Here is a 19,513-nt window from a genome sequence, read left to right on the forward strand (position 1 = left end):
GAATTCATGGCTTCCCGATGACGTCAGCGCTGAAGCGCGGCTCGATCAGGCGATCGACCACCTCGTTGACGTCCACGCCTTTGCGCACCAGGCCTTCGGCGGTCAGGATCGGTGCCGCAGCCTTGAGTGCCTCGACCTGCTTGGGGCCTGGCTGTGCATCGCTGAAGTCGGTACGCGACAGCTGCAGCTTGGCCACATCCAGCGGCAAGCCGGATTCCTTGGCCAGCAGTGCTGCCAGATCGTCGGGATGCTCCCGCGCCCAGGTACGTGCCTGCTCGTAGGCCTTGATGACCTGCTCGACGGTGTCGGCGTGTTCTGCCGCGAATGTTTCGGTGACGCTGATCACCCCGTAGCTGTTGAACTCGATGTTGCGATACAGCAACTGTGAGCCAGCCTGCAATTGGCTGGCCGCCAGCAACGGGTCGAGCCCGGCCCAGGCGTCGACATCGCCACGTTCCAGAGCAATGCGGCCGTCGGCATGCTGCAGGTGGACCAGCTCCACATCATCCTTGCTCAGCCCAGCCTGCTGCAGGCTGCGCAAGGTGAACAGAAAAGGGTCGGTGCCTTTGGTGGCGGCGATCTTCTTGCCCTTGAGATCGGCAACGGTCTTGATCGTCGAGTCCTTGCGCACGGCCAGGGCCGTCCATTCCGGGCGGCTGGCGATGTACACGGTCTTGATCGGGCTGCCATTGGCGCGGCTCAGCACCGCCGCAAGGCCGGCGGTCGAGGCGAAGTCGATACTGCCGCCGTTGAGGTATTCCAGGGAGCGATTGCTGCCTTGGCTGAGCACCCAGTCGACCTTGGTACCGGGCAGGGCTTTCTCCAGCCAGCCGAAATGTCGCAGCACCAGGCTGGTGGGCGAGTAGTAGGCGTAGTCCAGGCGAACCTCGGCGGGCGCTGCGGCCTGGGCGGTGCTGCCGAGGGCGGCCAGCAGCACGGCGGCAGCCAGCAGGGGTTTGGACAGGCGTGAGAACAGGGTCATGGTGATCATTCCTTGGCAGGGGAGAGCCGGCTGGCACGCCGGACCCCAAGCCTAAATGATCTAAAAAACCAACTGTAAATACCTTTTGGATCTTAGCTTAGACTGCTGGCTAGTCGCTCGCGGGTCACTGACTCTCAGCGATTGACGGTCTTGGCCGGCAGTGCCAGAACCAGCAGGCAACTGAGCAGCAGGCAGGCGGCGAAGATCCACAGGGCAATCTGCGGGCTGTGGAAGCGATCCATCACCACACCCATCAGGGAATTGCTGACCAGACCGGCAATGTTGGCCAGCGAACAGGCCAGGGCGAAACCGGTGGCCGCTGCGGTGCCCTTGAGAAAGGTCGCCGGCAGGCTGAAGAACACCGGCACTGCGCCAATGATGGCCAGCGAAGCCACCGAGAACAGCAGGACCGTGATCGCCACGTTCTGGGTGAAGAAGGTGCTGAGAAACATCGCTGCGGCGCCGACGATGAAAGGCACGATGATGTGCCAGCGCCGCTCGCGGTATCGGTCCGAACTGGCGCCGATGGCCAGCATGCCGATCAGCCCGGCAAGGCTGGGAATGGCGACCAGCAGGCCGATGTCGCCGGCATTCGCCACCCCGGCATTGCGAATGAACGTGGGCAGCCAGAACCCCATGGCGTAGGCGCTCAGCAGAATCGAGAAATCGATGCCGCCGAGCATCCACACCTTGATGTCGAAAAAGCCTGCACGAAACGAGTGGCCGCCGCGGTTTTCGCTCTCGTCCCTGGCCAGCACTGCCTGCAGTTGGTGTTTCTCGCGCTCGCTCAGCCATTTTGCATCGCCAATGCCATTGGGCAGGATGGCCAGGCAGAGCACGCCCAGTATCACGGTGGGAATGGCCTCGAGGAGGAACAGCCACTGCCAGTTATGCAGGCCGCCGACACCGTCGAAGCTGCCCATGATCCAGCCGGAGAGGGGACCGCCGATCAGGCTCGACAACGGCAGGCCGATCATGAACAGGGCGATGATGCGGCTGCGTCGGTACGACGGGAACCATTGGCTCAGGTAGAACAGCACGCCCGGCAGAAACCCGGCTTCGGCGGCGCCCAGCAGAAACCGCAGAAGGTAGAAATGCCATTGGCTGGTGACGAACATGGTCAGCCCGGAGAGCACGCCCCAACTGATCATGATGCGCGCGATCCACAGGCGCGCGCCGACCTTCTGCAGCACCAGGTTGCTCGGTACCTCGAACAGGATGTAGCCGACGAAGAACAGGCCCGCGCCCAGTCCGTAGGCGGTTTCGCTCATGTGCAGGGTGTCGAGCATCTGCAGTTTGGCGAAGCCCACGTTGATGCGGTCGAGGTACGAGGCCAGGTAGCAGAGGCACAGGAACGGGATCAACCGCCAGACGATCTTGCGGTACGTTTCGGCGCTCGCGTGCTCGGGCAGGCCGGAGATGGATGACATGCAAGAACTCCTGAAGCATTGAGAAAGTCGGGATGTATCCCGTAGGAGCGGTCCGTGGCCGCGAACGCCGAACTGCGGTCTGTCCGATACACCGCAGCGCCTGTTTCGCGGTCGATGACCGCTCCTACGGATGAATGCGGACCCTCGTAGGAGCGGTTCGTGGCCGCGAATGCCGCACTGCGGTCTGTCCGATACACCGCAGCGCCTGTTTCGCGGTCGATGACCGCTCCTACGGATGAATGCGGACCCTCGTAGGAGCGGTCCGTGGCCGCGAATGCCGCGCCGCGGTCTGTCCGATACACCGCAGCGCCTGTTTCGCGGTCGATGACCGCTCCTACGGATGAATGCGGACCCTCGTAGGAGCGGTCCATGCCGCGAACGCCGCACTGCTCGGTGCGTGGCGATGATAATCGTTGCGCTCGATGCATGCAGCATGGGTGCCAGCCTGGGGGGCAAATAATCGCGTAGACTGCCGGCGTCGGCGAGCAGGTTCGCGCCGCGTCGCTTTAATCCACACGCTCGATCCGGCCATACGCCGGACGGCATCGGTCCGGGCAAGGCGGAGCATCTTCTTCTATGGCGCAGGGCATTTTTTTCTTTGTAGTCGGCCCAAGCGGAGCGGGGAAGGACTCGCTCATCGAAGGTGCCCGCGCCCGACTGGGCGGCAGCGGTCGGTACCTGTTCGCCCGGCGCACCATCACCCGCCCAAGCGGCGCGCCCGGCGAAGACCACACGGGGGTGACTGCCGAGCAGTTCCAGGCCAGCGTCGCGGCCGGCGAGTTCCTGCTCAGCTGGCATGCCCACGGCCTGAGCTATGGCTTGTCTGCCGATCTGTTGCAGGTGTTGGAGGCGGGTGGCCACGTCATCGCCAACGGTTCGCGCAGGATGATCCGCGAGGCCGCGGCGCGTGTGCCGCATCTGGTGGTGATCGAGGTCACTGCCGCGCCAGAGGTGCTTGCCGCGCGCATTCTGGGACGCGGGCGGGAGACTGCCGAGCAGGCCAGTGCGCGGGTGCTGCGTCAAGTGGACACACTGCCGGCGGACATCGAAACCCTGCGCGTCGACAACGACGGCACACTGGCCGCTGGCATCGAAGGTTTCATCGATGCCGTGCAGAGCGTCGCCCGACGTCACGCCGGGCTGCCGACCAGCCATCCACTGCTGGCGCGCAAGGTCCAGGGTCACGCGCTGGACGAAACACAGTACGAATCGTTGTTGCGCGACATCATCGAGGGTCGCTATACGGACAGCGAGATCGGCGCCTTCCTGGTGAGTGCCAGCCAGCACCTGTCGGATGCCGAGGTGATGGCCTTGGCCAGGGTGCGCACGCGATTTTCACCGATCATGCGCTGGGACCGGCCCATGGTGGTCGACAAGCACTCGATGGGCGGCGTCCCCGGTAGCCGGATTACCCTGATCGTGGTGCCGATCGTTGCGGCGCATGGGCTGGCCATGCCCAAGACCTCGTCGCGGGCGATCACTTCGGCGGCCGGCACGGCCGACGCCATGGAAGTCCTCGCCGAAGTGGAACTGACGCCTGCGCAAGTGCGTCAGTGCGTGGCCCACACCGGCGCCTGCATTGCCTGGAACGGTCGCCTCAACCATTCACATCTCGATGAGGTGATGAATACCATCACACGCCCGCTGCGCATCGACTCCACACGTTGGGCCGTGGCCTCCATTCTGTCCAAGAAACTGACTGCCGGTTCGACCCATGTCATCGTCGATCTGCCGTTCGGCCCGCGTACCAAGCTTGCAAGCCGCGAGCAGGCGCAGGCACTGGGCGAGCTGTTCGAGCAGGTCGGTGCGTTGCTGGGCCTGACCGTAGTGGCGCTCGTCACCGATGGATCGCGGCCGGTGGGGCGCGGTATCGGGCCGGCGCTCGAAGTGCGCGATGTACGCTGGGTGCTTGAAGGCGCTGTGCAGGCACCGGCCGACCTGCGCGAGAAAGCCTTGGTGTTTGCCGCGCAGATTCTGGCCTGGGACCCGCAGGTCGGCAGCGTCGCCGCGGGTCGGCGACGCGCCGAGCAGCTGTTGGACGAAGGCTGCGCCCTTGCTGCGTTCGAGCGCATGATCGACGCCCAGGGGCGCAGGGTGCCGGTGATGCCCAGCGCGCTGACCTGCGCCGTCCGTGCACCCTGCGAAAGCCACGTGGCCCGGTTCGACGGCTGGCGCCTGGCGGAAATCGCACGGTGCGCCGGAGCGCCCCGGCACAAGGGCGCCGGCATCGACCTGAAGGTAGACAAGGGCACACCAGTGGCGCCGGGCGATGTGCTCTACGTTATCCATGGCGCGAGCGCTGACAGTCTGGAATGTGCGGCTCGGCTTGCCCATGCCTGCAGCGGAATCGAACTTGCGACCCCGCGCTGATCGCCGTTGCGGCGGCCGCGCCAGGCGGGCTGGTTACCGTTCGTCGGCGCAACCTCGACAAATGGAATTCGCAGGCTTTTCCGCTCTCCTAACCTGAGTGTGGGAGTCGCCATCGCGGCGGTTACTTTCCTCAATCAATTCAAGTACACAGAAGGATTTGGCAATGACTGATTCGCCGCGCATCGACGGCGCTTCCAAGGGAGCGAACCTGGTTCTGGTGGTGGAAGACGAAGCCGTGATTCGCGAATTCGTCTGCGAGCTGCTGACCGACGAGGGTTGGAAGACCGAGGGTGTCGAATCTGCGGATCATGCCCTCGCGTTTCTGAACCAGCATTCCAACGAAGTGGGTTTGTTGCTGACGGATATCCTGATGCCGGGCAGCATGAACGGCGCAGGCCTGGCCAACTATTCGGCACAGACCTGGCCCGAGATTCCGATCATGATCATGTCGGGGCACGAAACACCGGAAAGCTCCGGCGTGACCATTCCCGTCAGCTTCGTGCGCAAGCCTTGGACCCTGGGGCAGTTGCTCGACGGTGTCGAGAAGGCCCTGGCCACCGTGCCGCGCGCTGTCAGCTAGGACAAGCGCCGCTGCCCTGCACCCATTGGCGAGCAGTCGTCGCGATCTGCTTCGCCAATTGATCGATCACGCGCTGGTGTGCCACCACCAGGCTGCTCAATTCCACTCCCGCCGTTTCGCGGATCTGACTCGCACAGGTCAAGCTACGGCGCGGCTGCGCACCCCCGCGCAGGCCCAGGCTCCACACCACGTCGACCAGTGCATATTGCCCCGGCAGCGAGTCGAAGCGCCGCACGTCGGTCTGCAACGACAGCACCGGGCGCTGCGCGTCCTTGGGTAGCCCGGCCAGGTCTCGCGTGCCCAGCTGGCGTTCGAGGCGATCGGTCAGGGCATCGTGAAACTCATCCGCCAACGGCGCGCTCCAACGATCGTTTTCCAGAATGGCGAGGTTGCCCTGGTTCTGCCGCACCACCAGTTGTGGCTGATCGACCTGCACCGGCATCCGCACGCCCAGCATCTCGAATTGGAACGACGGCGCGGCCAGGCGGGCCGGGGTGCTCGGCGCGGTGTCCTGCAACGTGTAGTAGTGGGTGACCGGCGAGCTGCAGGCACTCAGGCCCAGGCTTGCGGCCAGCATCAGGGTGCGTTTGATCATGGTTGAGCTTCCGGTTGGATTTCACGTGAAGTATTGCTCGGGCTGCGGAAGGCGTCCGGCTCGCCCTGTTTGGTGCGGCCACGGATCAGCGCTTCCGGGTTGCGGCTGAGGAAGTCGGTCAGTACGCGCACCGAGCGCGCGGTGCGCTGAACTTCATCCATGGCCTGGCTCAGCTGCTGGCGCTCCGGCGAGTCGTCGGCAAACGTCGAATTCGCCGCGGCGAGCGTCTTTTGCGTCTGTTGCAGGGTGCCGCGCATCTGCGGCAGCACCTCGGCATTGACCTGACGCAGGGTCTTCTGCATCTCGCTCAGGCTGCCATTGAGGTTGGTGGCGATCTCGTCGAGTGGCAGCTTGCTGATCTTGTCGACCACACCCTGCAGTTGTTCCTGAACCTTGTCCAGGCTGCCGGGCACCGTGGGGATGCGCAGCGGGCGAGCGGCCATGTCGAAGGCCACTGGCGTGGCATTGGGTATGAAGCTCAGCGAGATATACAACTGGCCGGTGATCAGGTTGGCGCTGCGAGCCTGGGCGCGCAGGCCCTGCTTGACGAAGGCCGACATCAGCTGGGCCGAACGTTCGTCGTCCTCGGTGCCCATCTGCTTGAGCAGCTTTTCGTGCGCCTTGCCCAGGCGATCCGGGTAGATCACCGCGCCGACCACGCTGGGAAAACTCTTGGTCTTGGCATCGTAGTCCAGGTTGACCGAGACCACCCGACCGATGTTGACGCCCATGAACTCCACCGGCGCGTTGACCGTGAGGCCGCGCAGCGACTGGTTGAAGTTCATGCTGATGTAGCGTGGATCACCGTCGGGCGGCGCCAGTGCGGTTTCCTGATCCCCGAACAGGTCGAAGCGCGAGCGTTCGGTGGCCGGCGTCGCGTTGGGGCTGTACTTGGGCTCGACGAAAGCGACACCGCCGGCAAGGATGGTCGACAGCGATTCGGTGTTCACCTTCAGGCCGCTGGCACCCACGGTCAGGTCGATGCCGCTGGCGTTCCAGAAGCGCGTGTCGGTGGTGACGAATTTGTCGTTGGGCGCATGCACGAAGATCTCCACGTCGACACCCTTGCCGTCCTCGGCCAGTTGGTACGACACCACCTGGCCGACTTCGATGCGGCGATAGTAGACCGGCGAGCCGATGTCCAGCGAACCCAGGTCCTCGGTGTGCAGGGTGAACCGCTTGCCTTGCTCGCCATAGGTGATCGGCGGTGGTGTTTCCTTGCCGACGAACTGTTTCTTGCGCTCTTCGGCGCTGCCCGCGTCGGCGCCGATGAAGGCACCGGAGAGCAGGGTGTCGACGCCGGAAATGCCATTGGCACCGATGCGCGGGCGCACCACCCAGAACACCGAGTCTTCGGCGGTGAAGCCTTCGGCGGACTTGTTCAGGTCAACCTTGGCCACCACATGGCTGCGGTCGTCGCTGAGCGCAATGGCGGTCACCTGGCCGATCACCACGTTCTTGTATTTGACCTGGGTCTTGTTGGCCTCCAGGCCCATGGCGGTCTGAAAGCTGATCTCGATCTGCGGCCCGGCATTGAGGCCGTTGCTGATCAGCATCGAGGCGCCCACCACGGCGGCGATGATCGGCACGATCCACACCAGCGAGACATTGAAACGACGCGTCTTGACCGCCGGCGCAGCGGCAGGGGACGGGGGGGTGGAACCTGGACGATCAGACATCTTCAACCTCTACATCCCAGATGAGCCGGGGATCGAAACTCATGGCGGCAAGCATGGTGAGTACCACCACCAGACCGAAAAACACGATACCCAGCAATGGGTCGATGGAACTCAGCGAACGGAACTGCACCAGCGCGGCTACCAGCGCCACCACCAGCACGTCGAGCATCGACCAATAGCCGATCAACTCGATGAAGCGATACAGCCGGGCCCGCTCGCGCATGGCCCAGTGGCTCTTGCGCTGACAAGTTATCAGCAGCGTGCCCAGGATCATGAACTTCATGCAGGGCACCACCACGCTGGCGAAGAAGATCAGCACGGCGATGTCCCACGAGCCGCCGTGCCAGAACTCGATGACACCACTCATGATGGTGTTTTCGCTGGCATTGCCGAACATGTTGGTGCGCATCACCGGCAGCAGGTTGGCGGGGATGTACAGGATCAGGGCCGCGATCAGCAGCGCCCAGGTACGGGCAATGCTGTCGGGCCTGCGTGCGTGGACTGTGGAGTGGCAGCGCGGGCAGTGATGTTCACCTGTCTGGCAGATGTGCCCACAGGTGTGGCACAGCACCAGGCCGACTTGTCGGGCGTAGACCGGCTCGCTCATCGCAGCTGTCCTTCCAGGTCATCCCAGAGCCGGCGGATGCCCTTGCCCGAGATCAGGATCAGCAGCACCGTGACCATGCCCAGCGCCCACAGGCCGACGCCAGGATGCACGTCGAGCATGCCGGCCAGCTTGATGATGGCGACCAGAATGCCCAACAGGCAGACTTCGAGCATGCTCCATGGGCGCAGGTGTTCCAAGGCTCGCATGCAGGTGCGAAAGCCGGGCGCGGCGCGCCCTGCAGTGGCGAACCCGAGCAACCAGCACAGCAGGCAGATCTGCAACAGCGGGGCAAGGATGATGGTCAGCCCGGTGACGGCAGCCATGGGCGTGATGCGCCCTTGGGCCAATGCCTCGACCGAAGCGAGCAGGGTGGCCTGGTTGCTCAGGCCTTCCATGCTGATGCTGATCACCGGGAAGGCGTTGGCCAGCATGAACAGCATGGCGGCAGTCAAGGCGAGGGCGAACAGCGCCTGGATGCTCAGGCGATGGCCGCGTTCGAGCACCGCGCCACAGCGCGTGCATTCGGCTTTTTGGCCATGGGCCAGCGTCACCGATTCGAACAGTGAATCGCAGTGTTCACAGATGATGCGGCGCGAAGACGTATTCATTCGACAATGGGCATGGGTGAAGGCCTGCGGACGAGGGCGCGCATTTCCCCAGATTCGACGCGACATGTCTAGTCCAGTGGCGCGGTGCCATGAGTATCTGAGTCATGATAGTGGTGTGCGTTCCGTCTGGCGATAGCCATGCGCGGCGGACCAGGGGCGAGCCGTGTTTTTCTCGCCTGCGGGTTGTCAGCACCAAATGGCATGACATCTGGAAATATCCTCGCTTGTGACGAGTATTCGCCCGCCTCGATACTTTCGGCACACCCGTCGTCGAGCATTGTCATGGCCCTGGACTACCGTTTCACCCCAGCCTTCGAAAACCCCACGGGCTCGGCCATACGCGAGCTGTTCAAGTACCTGTCGCTGCCGGGCATGATTTCCTTCGCCGGCGGCTATCCGGCCTCGACGTTCTTCGACCAGTCCGGCCTGCGTGACGCCGCAGAGCAGGCCATGCGCGAAACGCCCCTGGACTGCCTGCAATACGCCGCCACCGAAGGCCTGCCCGCTCTGCTCGAACAGCTGGCGGAGCTGATGCAGCGACGCGGCGCCGCGGTGAAGACCGAGGACATGGTGGTGACGACCGGCTCGCAGCAAGGCTTCGACTTGTTGCTCAAGGTGCTGCTGGTACCCGGCGCCACGGTGCTGGTGGAATGCCCGACCTATCCAGCAGCGCTGCAGGCGTTGCGCCTGGCCGGGGCGCAGGTGCTCAGCGCGGCGACCGATGCCGACGGCTTGGACACCGACGCGTTGGCGCAACAACTCGCCCAGCGTACGCCCGGCGATGTGGCCATGCTGTATTGCGTACCGACCTTCGCCAACCCTACCGGGGCCTGCCTGCCGTTGGCGCGACGCCTGGCGCTATTGAAGTTGGCGGTCGCGCACGATTTTCTGCTGGTCGAAGACGATCCCTACGGTGCGTTGCGTTTCGCCGGTGAGGACGTGCCGTCGCTGCTGGCACTGAGTCGCCAGGTCGAGGGCGCCGAGGGCCGGGTGATCCATCTGTCCAGTCTGTCCAAGGTGCTGGCGCCAGGGCTGCGCGTGGGCTGGATGGTGGCACCTGCGGCGATCCGCCAGCGCTGTCTGGTGGCCAAGCAGACCGTGGACCTCTGCACCTCGCCCTGGGCGCAGCGCATTGCGGCCAACTACCTTGCGGCGGGGGCATTGGAGCGGGCTTTGCCGGGCCTGGCCGAGGGCTACCGGAAGAAATGCGAGCGGATGCTGGCAGGGCTGCAGCCGATGGCCGAATACCTGGAGGTCAGCCCGCCTGCTGGGGGAATGTTCGTCTGGGGTCGCTGCCGCCACGGGCTGGACGCCAAGGCGCTGCTGCCGCGAGCGATCGAGCAGAAGGTGCTGTTCGTGCCGGGCAGCGCGTTCTATGCCCACGACCCCGACCCAAGCAGTATTCGCCTGTCGTTCGCCGCGCCGGGGCTTGCCGACATCGACGAAGGCCTCGAGCGCCTGCGCCGCGCCTTCCTGTAGCAGCGGCGCAAGCCGCGTCACCGGCGCTGTGGCCTATCTGAAACAACACGCTGACGCCGGACGCGACTCGCGCCGCTGCTACAGAGGTGCCGAGCCATGCGTGGCAAGAATTACCGTAAGGGATCCAGGGACAATGAATCGCGCTCCTCGAAGAAGAACTCGTCGCAGTTATTGCCAGGGCCTTTACGGTCCACCACCAGGAAGTCATCGCCATCGGCCAAGGCCAATATCGGATGGTGCCAGACGCCCTGATGGTAGTTGATGCCCTGATGCCCATCGCTACGAAAAGCTCGCACTGCTTCACTGTGCGGCACCTCACCGGCCGGGGCCACCACGATGAGGAACGCCTTGCCCTGCAACGGGATGAACGCCTGGCTGCCCAGCGGGTGGCGTTCCAGCATGCGCACGGTCAGCGGCATCGGCAGGGCCTGGGCGCGAAAGATGCTGATCACGGCCTGATCCTGCGCAGTGCCAAGCTGCACGTCGGCGAGGCGATCGAAGCGTTGCGTGGAGCCGTTGTTGATCAGGAAGTGCGCGCTGCCCTGGGTTTCGATGACGTCGCCGAAAGGGGCGAATGCGGCTTTGCTCAGGGGTTCGATGGTCAATGTACGCATGAAGGGCCTCGTCGTTGATTAACGCTGCCTGGGTGGTCGATCCACCTGGGCAGCCGAGCGGATGCCGAGCCGGCTACCTGGCCAGGGTACCCAGTACGCGCAGGCGGCTCACGCCTCCGTCGGGGAACACGTTCAGGCGGATATGGGTGATCGGCCCCAGCGCCTTGATCTGTTCGGCGAAGCTGTGTTCCTGGTGCATCTGCAGTTTCTGGCTGGGCAGCAGCTCGCGCCAGAACAGGCTCTGGGTCTCGATCTGGCTGTCGGTGCCACCTTTGACGAATGCGCCCTGGATCGAGCAGCTGTCGGGGTAGTTGCCTTTGAAGTGCAAGGTGTCGACCACCACCTGCGTCACCACCCCGGCGTGACCCAGGGCCACGATGACCCAGTCATTGCCCGGCGTGCGTCGGCGTGCGGTTTCCCAGCCATCACCCATGTTGACCCCGCGGCCGGGATTGAGCAGGTTGCTCATGCTGCCGTAGTGCTCGTCCGAACAGGCCAGCACGCGTCCACCGTTGAGCGCGCTGGCAAGGTCCAATGGCTCTTCGTCGCTGACGCTCGACCAACTGCGAAAGGGGATGCCGTATACGCGCAGGCGTGCGACGCCGCCGTCCGGATAAATATTGAAGCGCAGATGGCTGAACGCGCTGTCGTTGTCGATGCTGTGGTAGTGATGGCTGTTGCCCTGCAGTTCCACCGCGCCGAGGATCTCGACCCACTGCGTCTGGTCATCGGGCTCGCCTTCGCTGATGAAGCACGCTTCCAGCGACGCCGAGGGAGGGAAGTTGCCGGTGAAGAACGAGGTGTCGATGTCCACACCCTTGATCGAGCCCGGCGCGCCCAGGCGGATCACCGCCGTGTCATGGCCTTCGAAGCGCTTGCGCCGCGATTCCCAGCCATCCATCCACTTGCCGTTGTCGTCGAACACGCCTTCCTTCCACACCGCCGGGGTGGGCTGGAACAGCCGGTTGACGTCGGCGAACCAATCATCGGTCACCGAAATGGCGCGGGTACCGAGGCGGGCATCCGCCAGGTTGACGTATTTCTGGAACGGTGCGGCGTAGGCTTTCATGAATGCGGGTCTGCCTTGAACGGTGGTGAGAGGAAAATCGCGGCGGGCGCGATGGCATGGCTGCAGCGGTTACAACGCTTGCAGACGAAACAGGGCGATCTTGTCGATTTCGCGCAATGCACAGCTGAATTCGTCTTCGGGAGAGTGGCCGATACGCGACTCGAACGCCGCCAGGATATGCTGCCGGTCGCTGCCCTTGACCGCCATGATGAACGGGAAGCCGAAGCGGGCACGGTATGCATCGTTGAGCTCGGTGAAGCGCTGAAACTCCTCGGGGGTACATTGGCTGATGCCGGCACCGGCCTGCTCCTGGGTGCTGGCGGCGGTGAGCTGGCCCTGCACCGCAGCCTTGCCGGCCAGATCGGGGTGCGCATTGATCAATGCCATCAACCTGGCACGGTCGGCGTCGGCCACCACCTGGCCCATGCAGGCATGCACTGCCTCGATGTCGTCGCGGCGGTCCACCGGCAGGCGCTCGAAAGCCTGCTCGGCGATCCAGGGCGAGTGCTCGTAGATATCACCGAACGCGCAGATGAAACCGGCGCGGCTCAGCCGTGAGGGTTGCAGGGTACGGAAGTGGCTCATGGGCGAAGGCTGCCTGGGTAGGGGTGAACGGTCTGCCAGTGCCGGGCGATGTCCACGCGCCGTGCGCACCACACCTGTTCATGGCTCTGGACATAGTCAATGAAGCGCTTGAGCGATGCGAGGCGTCCGGGGCGGCCGATCAAGCGGCAGTGCAGGCCTACCGAGAGCATCTTCGGCGCGTCCGCGCCTTCGGCATACAGCACGTCGAAGGCGTCCTTGAGGTACTCGAAGAAGTCGTCGCCCTTGTTGAAGCCCTGTACCTGGGTGAAACGCATGTCGTTGGTGTCCAGCGTATAGGGGATCACCAGATGCCCATGGCGCGCATCGCGGCCCGGTTGCCAGTAGGGCAGGTCGTCGTCGTAGGCGTCGCTGTCGTAGAGAAAACCGCCTTCTTCCATCACCAGGCGCCGGGTATTGGGACCGGTGCGACCGGTATACCAGCCCAGCGGTCGCTGGCCAGTGATATCGGTGAGGATGCGAATGGCTTCGCGCAGGTGCTCGCGCTCCTGCGCTTCATCGATGTTCTGGTAGTCGATCCAGCGATAGCCGTGGCTGCAGATTTCATGGCCATCGGCAACCATGGCCCGGATGGCCTCGGGGTGGCGCTGCGCGGCCATGGCCACGGCAAAGACCGTCAAGGGAATGCCGGCGTTGCGAAACAGCTTGAGCACGCGCCACACGCCGGCGCGGCTGCCGTACTCATAGAGCGATTCCATGCTCATGTTGCGCTGGCCCTGCAACGGCTGAGCCGCGACCATTTCCGACAGGAACGCCTCGGACTCGCTGTCGCCATGCAGCACGTTGCGTTCGCCGCCTTCTTCGTAGTTGAGCACGAACGACACTGCAAGGCGGGCGTGGCCCGGCCACTGCGGATGAGGGGGCGTCTCACCGTAGCCGATCAGGTCGCGGGGGTAGTCGGGGCTCACCGCAGGCTTCCTTCTGTGTGTGGCAGAACGGGCTCGACGACGCACCCGGTAAGGGCGCGCTTCGCGCTCGAATGGATTGTATACATCGGCATGGGCAATTTGTAAGCTCGCGTCATTGGCGGATAAATGGCTTCATCCTTGCAGAAGCACTTGCCCAGAGTCTTGCAAAAAACCTGCCCGGTCGGTCAGCAATAAGGATCTTCCGGCATTTTTGGTTCGGCTCCTTTGCAACGTGCCACGCGCCATGCCCCGTTTCGGCGCGAATCGCCCGTTCCCGCTCTTCCACGGTGCGCGTTGAACGCACCCCTTCATCAGGTGAACATCGACCATGGGACGCTTGACCACACATGTATTGGACACCGCACATGGGTGCCCTGGTAACGCCATCCAGGTGCGCCTGTACCGGGTCGAGGGCGAGCAGCTGCAGCTGCTGGCAACGGCGGTGACCAATGCCGACGGGCGTTGCGACGTGCCCTTGCTCGAAGGCGAGCACTACCGTTCGGGCGTGTATCAGCTGCATTTTGCCGGCGGCGACTACTACCGTGCCCGTGGCACGCTCATGGCTGCGCCGGCTTTTCTCGACGAGATCGTGCTGCGCTTCGGCATCGACGCCACCCAGGCGCACTACCATGTGCCCCTGCTGCTTTCACCCTACAGCTACTCCACCTACCGCGGCAGCTGAGCGGCGTTGCTGCCGGGTGAGCGTGTGCTCACTCGAGCCCGAGCTTCTTGCGCATCGCAACGGTGATGCTCTGGCGGGTGGTGAAAAAATCCGCCCACGGATCTTCGTCCATCTCCGCCAGGCGTTCGAGCACGCTGTCGATGTTCCAATGGTCGCCCCCCTTGATCTGCGCCACCTCGTCACGGGTGACCGGCACTGAAACCGGCAAGCCGTCACGCGCTCGTGCGGCGTAGGCGCAGGCCGTGGTCGCGCCCAGGCCATTGCGCAGGTAGTCGATGAAAATCTTCCCGATACGATTTTTCGGGCCGGACACGGCGCTGAAGCGCTCCGGCATCAGCTTGGCCATATGCTCGACCACGGCGCGGCTGAACGCCTTGACCTCGTCCCAGCCCAGCTTGCGGGTGATCGGCACCACCACGTGCATGCCTTTGCCGCCGCTGGTCTTGAGAAACGATGCGAGGCCCAGCTCGTCGAGCAGGGTCTGGGTCAGTTGGGTGGCTTCGACCATGCTTTTCCAGGGCAGCGCCGGATCGGGGTCCAGGTCGAGCACGAACCGGTCCGGACGGTCGAAATCCTTGCTGGTCGCGTTCCAGGTGTGCAGCTCCAGCGTGCCCATCTGCACCGCGCCGAGCAGCGCCTGGCCGTCGTTGATGACCATGGCGGCCTGGCCTGCCTCTTCCTTGTCGAAGGTGACGATGTGCGGGATCGCCAGGTGGCCTGCGTGCTTCTGGAAGAACAGTTCGCCGCCCACCCCGTCGGGCGCTCGTACCAGCGCCACCGGACGCTGCTTGAGGTGCGGCAGCAACCAGGGTGAAATGCGCCCGTAGTATTCGGCCAGTTGCATCTTGGTGGTACCGCTGGCGGCATCGATCACCCGTTCCGGGTGGGTGATGCGCACCTGACCGACCAGGTCTGCGTCGTCTGCCTGGGTAGCCGCCTTGCGAGGTGTCTTTTTCGGCTTCACGAGTCGAGGGGAGTCGCTGGTTTTCGCAACCGGCTTGTCCGCAGTGATCTTCCTGGCAGGCTTGTCGCTGCGCAAACCATGGAAAACCGCATGGCGAACGGCACCGTCACGGGTCATTTCGGCATACGCCACTTCCGCCAGAAGCGTTGGCTGCAACCAGTGCACGCCACGCGCGTCGGCGCCCTTGGGCGGGTTGCCGAGCGCCGGCTCGTCGGTTTCCAGCGACTGCAGCTGCGCGTGCAGGCTTCGCAGGGTGGCTTCACTGAAGCCGGTGCCGACCTTGCCGGCATAGCGCAACTCGCCGCTGTCGGCGTCATGCAGGCCCAGCAGCAAGGCGCCGAATGCGCTGCGGCTGCCCTTGGGCTCGGTGTAACCGACGATGACGAACTCCTGGCGCCGCTTGCACTTGAGCTTGATCCAGTCACTGCTGCGCCGCGAGACATAAGGGCTGCCGACACGCTTGCCGATCAGCCCCTCCATGTTCATCTGGCACGCGCTGGCGAGCAGGGATTCGGCCGAGTCGGCAAAGTCGTCGGAGAATTTCAGGGCAGCGTCCTCGTTGGCTTCCAGTACCTTCGCCAAGGCACTGCGGCGCTGCTCGACAGGCACTTCGCGCAGGTCCATGCCGTTGAGGTAAGGCATGTCGAACAGGTAGAAGACGATGCCGCCGCTGTGTTGCTCTTCGAAGGCATTCTGCAGAGCCTGGAAATCCGGCACGCCTTGTTCGTTGGTCACGACCACTTCACCGTCCAGCCAGGCCGACTGCAAGCCCAGGGCCGCAAGTGCCTTGGCCTGGCGCGGCATCCTGGCGGTCCAGTCGTGGCCGTTGCGCGTGAACAGGCGGACCTCGGCGTCTTCGATGCGCGCAACGATACGGTAACCGTCGAACTTGATCTCGTAGCGCCAGTCACCGTCCGGGGCGGTGTCCACCAAGGTCGCCAGCTCGGGCTTGAGGCTGGCCGGCAACGCAGCGGCGCGTGCGCCTTGCAGCTGCACATCTTTGCCAATGGCCCGGGGTTTGGCTGCCGGCTTGGCCACGGATTTGTCGGACGTCTTGGTCGATACTTTGCTTTTGCGCTTGCGCGGGACGAGGGTGCGCTCGCTGAGGACGCTGTCGGGCTGGGCCTCCAGCACATCGTATTCGGCCAAGGGACGCGCGGCCTCGTCCTTGGACTTTATCAGGAACCACTGCTCACGCTTGCCAGGCATGTGGGTCTTGACCAGGTTCCACGCGCCAGCCAGTTTCTCGCCCTGCAGCACGAACTTGAGCTTGCCCTTTTCATAGCCCTGGCGAGGGTCGCCCTCGGGGATCCAGGTGCCGCGGTCCCAGACGATCACGTCGCCGGCGCCGTAGTGCCCTTCGGGAATGTTGCCTTCGAAGCCGGCGTAATCCAGCGGGTGGTCTTCGACATGAACCGCCAGGCGTCGAGCCTTCGGGTCCAGCGACGGACCCTTGGGCACCGCCCAGCTTTTCAGAGTGCCATCGAGTTCCAGGCGAAAGTCGTAGTGCAAGTGGCTGGCGTCGTGCTTCTGGATGCAGAACTGCAGGGCCTGCGCGGCCTTGCCGCGCTTGCCGCTGCGTGCGCCGCCCGAAGGCTCCGGGGTGGCATCGAAGTCACGCTTGCGGTTGTACTCCTCCAATGCCTTGCTCATGGCGTTCCTCACTCATGATGCGCTGCAGCAGGATCAACGCAGACAGAACAGCGCCACCTGCGGCGACTCACTGACCCATTGGTCGCTGACTTCCCAGCCGGCCGCGGCGGCCAGTTCGGTAAAGGATTGCACGGTGAACTTGTGCGAGTTCTCGGTGTGCAGCCGCTCGCCCGCCTTGAAGGCGAACGTGCGTCCCGCCACACGAACCTGTTGCGCCCTGCGGCTGACCAGGTGCATTTCGATCCGTTCGTAGTCGGGGTTCCATACCGCCAGATGGTCGAAGGCCTGTTCGTCGAAGTCGGCGTCGAGCTCGCGATTCATTCGGGTCAGCAGGTTTTTGTTGAAGCGTGCCGTAACCCCGGCGGCGTCATCATAGGCAGCCTCCAAGGTGGCGATGTCCTTGACCATGTCGACCCCGATGATGAACCGCGCGTCGGGCCCCAGCAGCTCGCGGGCCGAACGCAGAAAACGCACGGCCTGCGGGCGGGTGAAGTTGCCCAGCGTCGAACCCGGGAAGAAGCCCACGCGCGGGTGGCCACGGGTTTCCTCCGGCAGGTGCAGGGCACGGGTGAAATCATCGACCAGCGGGGCAATGCGCAGGGCAGGGTAGCGCTGGCGCAGCTGGGCGCCGGCCCGTTCCAGCGCGTTGCTGCAGATATCGATCGGGACGTACAGGCCGATCTGCGGCACGGCATCCAGCAATAGCCGTACCTTGTCGCAGGCACCGGCCCCGAATTCGACCAGCGCTGCATCTTCGGCGATCAGCGCAGCGAGCTGCGGCGCGATTTCGGTCAGCAGGGCAGTTTCCGCACGCGTTGGATAGTACTCGGGCAAGGTGCAGATGGCTTCGAACAGCTGCGAGCCTTGGGTATCGTAGAAATACTTGGGTGAAATCGACTTCTGTGGGGCTGACAGCCCGGTCACTGCATCGCGAGCGAACTCGTCGCTGCCATCGTTGCGGGCGCTGTACGGTGTCACGTCGCGCGCCAGGCGCAGGCTCGAGAACATCCAGCGGCAGGCCGGGCCGAAAAAGTTGCGATAGGTGGGGCGACTGTGGCCGACCGGGGTAATGCTGGCGCCGCCGCGCAGCACCATCTGGTTGATCATGAACTTGCCGTTGTATTCACCCACGGCGCTGACTGCCGGCTGAAAACCGGGGTAGGCGCTGTAGGCGCTCTGCGTCCATTGCCAGGCCACATCGTCGAGCTGCTGCAGTTGCCCGGTGCCGGCGGCAATTTCCCATTCCGCTTCGGTGGGCAGGCGTGCGCCGGCCCATTGGGCGAAGGCTGCCGCCTCGTAGTAGCTGATGTGCACCACCGGGGCGTCGAGCTGCAAGGGTTGCAGTCCGCGCAGGCTCATCTCCAGCCAGTTGCCGGCGTTGTCCTGCTGCCAGTAGAACGGCGCATGCCAGCCTTCGCCCTGGACCGTCGCCCAGCCGTCTGCCAGCCACAGCCCCGCCTGGGTATAGCCACCGGCTTCGACGAATTCCAGCCACTCGCCGTTGGTGACCAGGCGATCGGCGATTTCGAATGCCTGGGCGAATACCTTGTGCCGCGGGCCTTCGTTGTCGAAGGCGAAGCCATCGCCCGCGTGACCGATCTCCACCAATCCGCCGGCATGCCCGATGAACCGGCCACGCTGGCCGGTTGCGTCGACGGGCCATGCCGGGTCGTAGGCCGGTTTGAGCGCCGACAGACTGAACAGATGCAGGATGTCCATCAGCAACAGTTCCTGGTGCTGTTGCTCGTGGGACAGGCCCAGCTCGATCAGCGCGTAAACTTCAGGCGCAAGGTCGCCGCTCAACAGGACTTGCATGTGCTGGTCGACATGGGCGCGGTAGGCGCGTACCCGGTCGAGCCCCGGACGGGTCATCAGGCCACGTTGTGGGCGCGGCTGGCGCGGTCCGACGGCTTCGTAGTAGGAGTTGAAGAGGTAGCAGAAATCGGGATCGAAGGGCGTGTAGTGCGGCAGTTGCTCGGCCAGCAGAAACGTTTCGAAAAACCAGGTGGTATGCGCCAGGTGCCATTTGGCCGGACTCGCGTCGGGCATCGATTGTGCGCCCATGTCTTCGGCGCTGAGCGGGCTGGCCAAGTGTTCGCTGTGGCGACGCACCTGGTTGAAGCGTTGCAGCAGGTCGTGCAGGGGGATGACGGGCACGGCGTGCTGGGAAAGACTATTCATCAAGAGGCTGCTCCGACGGCTCCGTCGATGGCGACGATGGGAAACGGGCGCGGGAGCGCTTTTCTATCGCTTTCCGCACGAGCGCCGTTGAGCTTCAACGACGGGCTAAAGGGTGTGACTGTGCAACCCCCGGCAGGTTCGCCCGCTCATCGAAAACCCTTGGCCTGACGCATTGCGGCGCCTGCCGACGCGGCTCGCGCCGCTGCTACAGCTGCTCGGACCGGCTCTGTGCGGCGCCTGCCGACGCGGCTCGCGCCGCTGCTACAGATGCTCGGGCCGGCTCTGTGCGGCGCCTGCCGACGCGGCTCGCGCCGCTGCTACAGATGCTCGGGCCGGCTATGTGCGGCGCCTGCCGACGCGGCTCGCGCCGCTGCTACAGATGCTCGGACCGGCTCTGTGCGGCGCCTGTCGACGCGGCTCGCGCCGCTGCTACAGGTGCTCGGACCGGCTCTGTGCGGCGCCTGCCGACGCGACTCGCGCCGCTGCTACAGGTGCTCGGACCGGCTCTG

Annotated in this window: 16 protein-coding genes; 4 read left to right on the forward strand and 12 right to left on the reverse strand. The window is 64.4% G+C overall.

Annotation, left to right across the window (positions count from 1 at the left end; genetic code table 11):
• Positions 1-4: 4 nt before the first annotated feature.
• Both H7993_RS00380 and H7993_RS00385 read right to left on the reverse strand, forming a co-directional pair.
• Positions 5-982 carry an aliphatic sulfonate ABC transporter substrate-binding protein gene (locus tag H7993_RS00380; RefSeq protein ID WP_185793043.1) on the reverse strand — a complete coding sequence of 326 codons (978 nt, stop codon included), beginning with the start codon at positions 980-982 and terminating at the stop codon, positions 5-7.
• Positions 983-1,116: 134 nt separating this feature from the next.
• The gene (locus H7993_RS00385; RefSeq protein ID WP_185793044.1) at positions 1,117-2,412 is read right to left on the reverse strand and encodes an MFS transporter; all 1,296 of its coding nucleotides are present in this window, start codon (positions 2,410-2,412) and stop codon (positions 1,117-1,119) included.
• Positions 2,413-2,988: 576 nt separating this feature from the next.
• On the opposite strand from H7993_RS00385, the gene phnN reads away from it, so the two are divergent.
• Positions 2,989-4,782 (forward strand): phosphonate metabolism protein/1,5-bisphosphokinase (PRPP-forming) PhnN, encoded by a 1,794-nt coding sequence (gene phnN, locus H7993_RS00390; RefSeq protein ID WP_185793045.1) that lies wholly within the window; start codon positions 2,989-2,991, stop codon positions 4,780-4,782.
• A gap of 163 nt (positions 4,783-4,945) precedes the next feature.
• Positions 4,946-5,362 (forward strand): response regulator, encoded by a 417-nt coding sequence (locus H7993_RS00395; RefSeq protein ID WP_122477379.1) that lies wholly within the window; start codon positions 4,946-4,948, stop codon positions 5,360-5,362.
• On the opposite strand, the gene H7993_RS00400 is transcribed toward H7993_RS00395, so the two are convergent.
• From H7993_RS00400 to H7993_RS00415, 4 genes are read right to left on the reverse strand one after another with little or no spacing between them, the layout of a single operon-like run.
• Entirely contained in the window at positions 5,355-5,957 is a 603-nt protein-coding gene (locus H7993_RS00400) for a PqiC family protein (RefSeq protein WP_185793046.1), read from the reverse strand. The genes H7993_RS00395 and H7993_RS00400 overlap by 8 nt on opposite strands.
• Positions 5,954-7,636, reverse strand: coding sequence for a PqiB family protein (locus H7993_RS00405; protein WP_122477383.1), 1,683 nt, complete (start codon positions 7,634-7,636; stop codon positions 5,954-5,956). Before H7993_RS00405 ends, H7993_RS00400 begins: the two co-directional genes overlap by 4 nt.
• A complete protein-coding gene (locus H7993_RS00410) occupies positions 7,629-8,243 on the reverse strand; it encodes a paraquat-inducible protein A (RefSeq protein WP_185793047.1) in 615 nt (204 codons plus the stop codon). Before H7993_RS00410 ends, H7993_RS00405 begins: the two co-directional genes overlap by 8 nt.
• Entirely contained in the window at positions 8,240-8,851 is a 612-nt protein-coding gene (locus H7993_RS00415; RefSeq protein ID WP_185794136.1) for a paraquat-inducible protein A, read from the reverse strand. The genes H7993_RS00410 and H7993_RS00415 overlap by 4 nt, the downstream gene beginning before the upstream one ends.
• A 282-nt stretch (positions 8,852-9,133) precedes the next feature.
• Between H7993_RS00415 and H7993_RS00420 the strand changes: the two genes are divergently transcribed.
• Entirely contained in the window at positions 9,134-10,330 is a 1,197-nt protein-coding gene (locus tag H7993_RS00420) for an aminotransferase-like domain-containing protein (RefSeq protein WP_185793048.1), read from the forward strand.
• Positions 10,331-10,440: 110 nt separating this feature from the next.
• Here H7993_RS00420 and H7993_RS00425 read toward each other — a convergent pair whose 3' ends face one another.
• The 4 genes from H7993_RS00425 to puuE all read right to left on the reverse strand — a co-directional run bounded on the left by H7993_RS00425 (position 10,441) and on the right by puuE (position 13,524).
• Positions 10,441-10,944 carry an ureidoglycolate lyase gene (locus H7993_RS00425; RefSeq protein WP_185793049.1) on the reverse strand — a complete coding sequence of 168 codons (504 nt, stop codon included), beginning with the start codon at positions 10,942-10,944 and terminating at the stop codon, positions 10,441-10,443.
• Between the two features lie 73 nt (positions 10,945-11,017).
• The gene (gene alc / locus H7993_RS00430; RefSeq protein WP_185793050.1) at positions 11,018-12,013 is read right to left on the reverse strand and encodes an allantoicase; all 996 of its coding nucleotides are present in this window, start codon (positions 12,011-12,013) and stop codon (positions 11,018-11,020) included.
• Between the two features lie 69 nt (positions 12,014-12,082).
• On the reverse strand, positions 12,083-12,598 hold the full coding sequence (gene uraD / locus H7993_RS00435) for a 2-oxo-4-hydroxy-4-carboxy-5-ureidoimidazoline decarboxylase (RefSeq protein WP_185793051.1): 516 nt from the start codon (positions 12,596-12,598) through the stop codon (positions 12,083-12,085).
• Positions 12,595-13,524, reverse strand: a complete 930-nt coding sequence (gene puuE / locus H7993_RS00440; protein ID WP_185793052.1) for an allantoinase PuuE — start codon at positions 13,522-13,524, stop codon at positions 12,595-12,597. Before puuE ends, uraD begins: the two co-directional genes overlap by 4 nt.
• Positions 13,525-13,852: 328 nt before the next feature.
• On the opposite strand from puuE, the gene uraH reads away from it, so the two are divergent.
• Complete coding sequence (gene uraH, locus H7993_RS00445; protein WP_122477396.1) at positions 13,853-14,206, forward strand: hydroxyisourate hydrolase; 354 nt, start codon at positions 13,853-13,855, stop codon at positions 14,204-14,206.
• Positions 14,207-14,234: 28 nt separating this feature from the next.
• Here the strand turns inward: uraH and ligD are convergent, their stop codons facing one another.
• Positions 14,235-16,823 carry a DNA ligase D gene (gene ligD / locus H7993_RS00450; protein ID WP_185793053.1) on the reverse strand — a complete coding sequence of 863 codons (2,589 nt, stop codon included), beginning with the start codon at positions 16,821-16,823 and terminating at the stop codon, positions 14,235-14,237.
• Between the two features lie 33 nt (positions 16,824-16,856).
• Complete coding sequence (gene egtB, locus H7993_RS00455; RefSeq protein WP_185793054.1) at positions 16,857-19,004, reverse strand: ergothioneine biosynthesis protein EgtB; 2,148 nt, start codon at positions 19,002-19,004, stop codon at positions 16,857-16,859.
• Between the last annotated feature and the right edge of the window lie 509 nt (positions 19,005-19,513).

Origin of the sequence: Pseudomonas baltica (assembly GCF_014235765.1) — a bacterium.
GTDB classification, from domain to species: Bacteria; Pseudomonadota; Gammaproteobacteria; order Pseudomonadales; family Pseudomonadaceae; genus Aquipseudomonas; species Aquipseudomonas baltica.

Coding starts and splice junctions, on each gene's coding strand:
- H7993_RS00380 (WP_185793043.1), bottom strand. CDS start 982: ATGACCCTGTTCTCACGCCTGTCCAAACCCCTGCTGGCTGCCGCCGTG.
- H7993_RS00385 (WP_185793044.1), bottom strand. CDS start 2,412: ATGTCATCCATCTCCGGCCTGCCCGAGCACGCGAGCGCCGAAACGTAC.
- phnN (WP_185793045.1), top strand. CDS start 2,989: ATGGCGCAGGGCATTTTTTTCTTTGTAGTCGGCCCAAGCGGAGCGGGG.
- H7993_RS00395 (WP_122477379.1), top strand. CDS start 4,946: ATGACTGATTCGCCGCGCATCGACGGCGCTTCCAAGGGAGCGAACCTG.
- H7993_RS00400 (WP_185793046.1), bottom strand. CDS start 5,957: ATGATCAAACGCACCCTGATGCTGGCCGCAAGCCTGGGCCTGAGTGCC.
- H7993_RS00405 (WP_122477383.1), bottom strand. CDS start 7,636: ATGTCTGATCGTCCAGGTTCCACCCCCCCGTCCCCTGCCGCTGCGCCG.
- H7993_RS00410 (WP_185793047.1), bottom strand. CDS start 8,243: ATGAGCGAGCCGGTCTACGCCCGACAAGTCGGCCTGGTGCTGTGCCAC.
- H7993_RS00415 (WP_185794136.1), bottom strand. CDS start 8,851: ATGAATACGTCTTCGCGCCGCATCATCTGTGAACACTGCGATTCACTG.
- H7993_RS00420 (WP_185793048.1), top strand. CDS start 9,134: ATGGCCCTGGACTACCGTTTCACCCCAGCCTTCGAAAACCCCACGGGC.
- H7993_RS00425 (WP_185793049.1), bottom strand. CDS start 10,944: ATGCGTACATTGACCATCGAACCCCTGAGCAAAGCCGCATTCGCCCCT.
- alc (WP_185793050.1), bottom strand. CDS start 12,013: ATGAAAGCCTACGCCGCACCGTTCCAGAAATACGTCAACCTGGCGGAT.
- uraD (WP_185793051.1), bottom strand. CDS start 12,598: ATGAGCCACTTCCGTACCCTGCAACCCTCACGGCTGAGCCGCGCCGGT.
- uraH (WP_122477396.1), top strand. CDS start 13,853: ATGGGACGCTTGACCACACATGTATTGGACACCGCACATGGGTGCCCT.
- ligD (WP_185793053.1), bottom strand. CDS start 16,823: ATGAGCAAGGCATTGGAGGAGTACAACCGCAAGCGTGACTTCGATGCC.
- egtB (WP_185793054.1), bottom strand. CDS start 19,004: ATGAATAGTCTTTCCCAGCACGCCGTGCCCGTCATCCCCCTGCACGAC.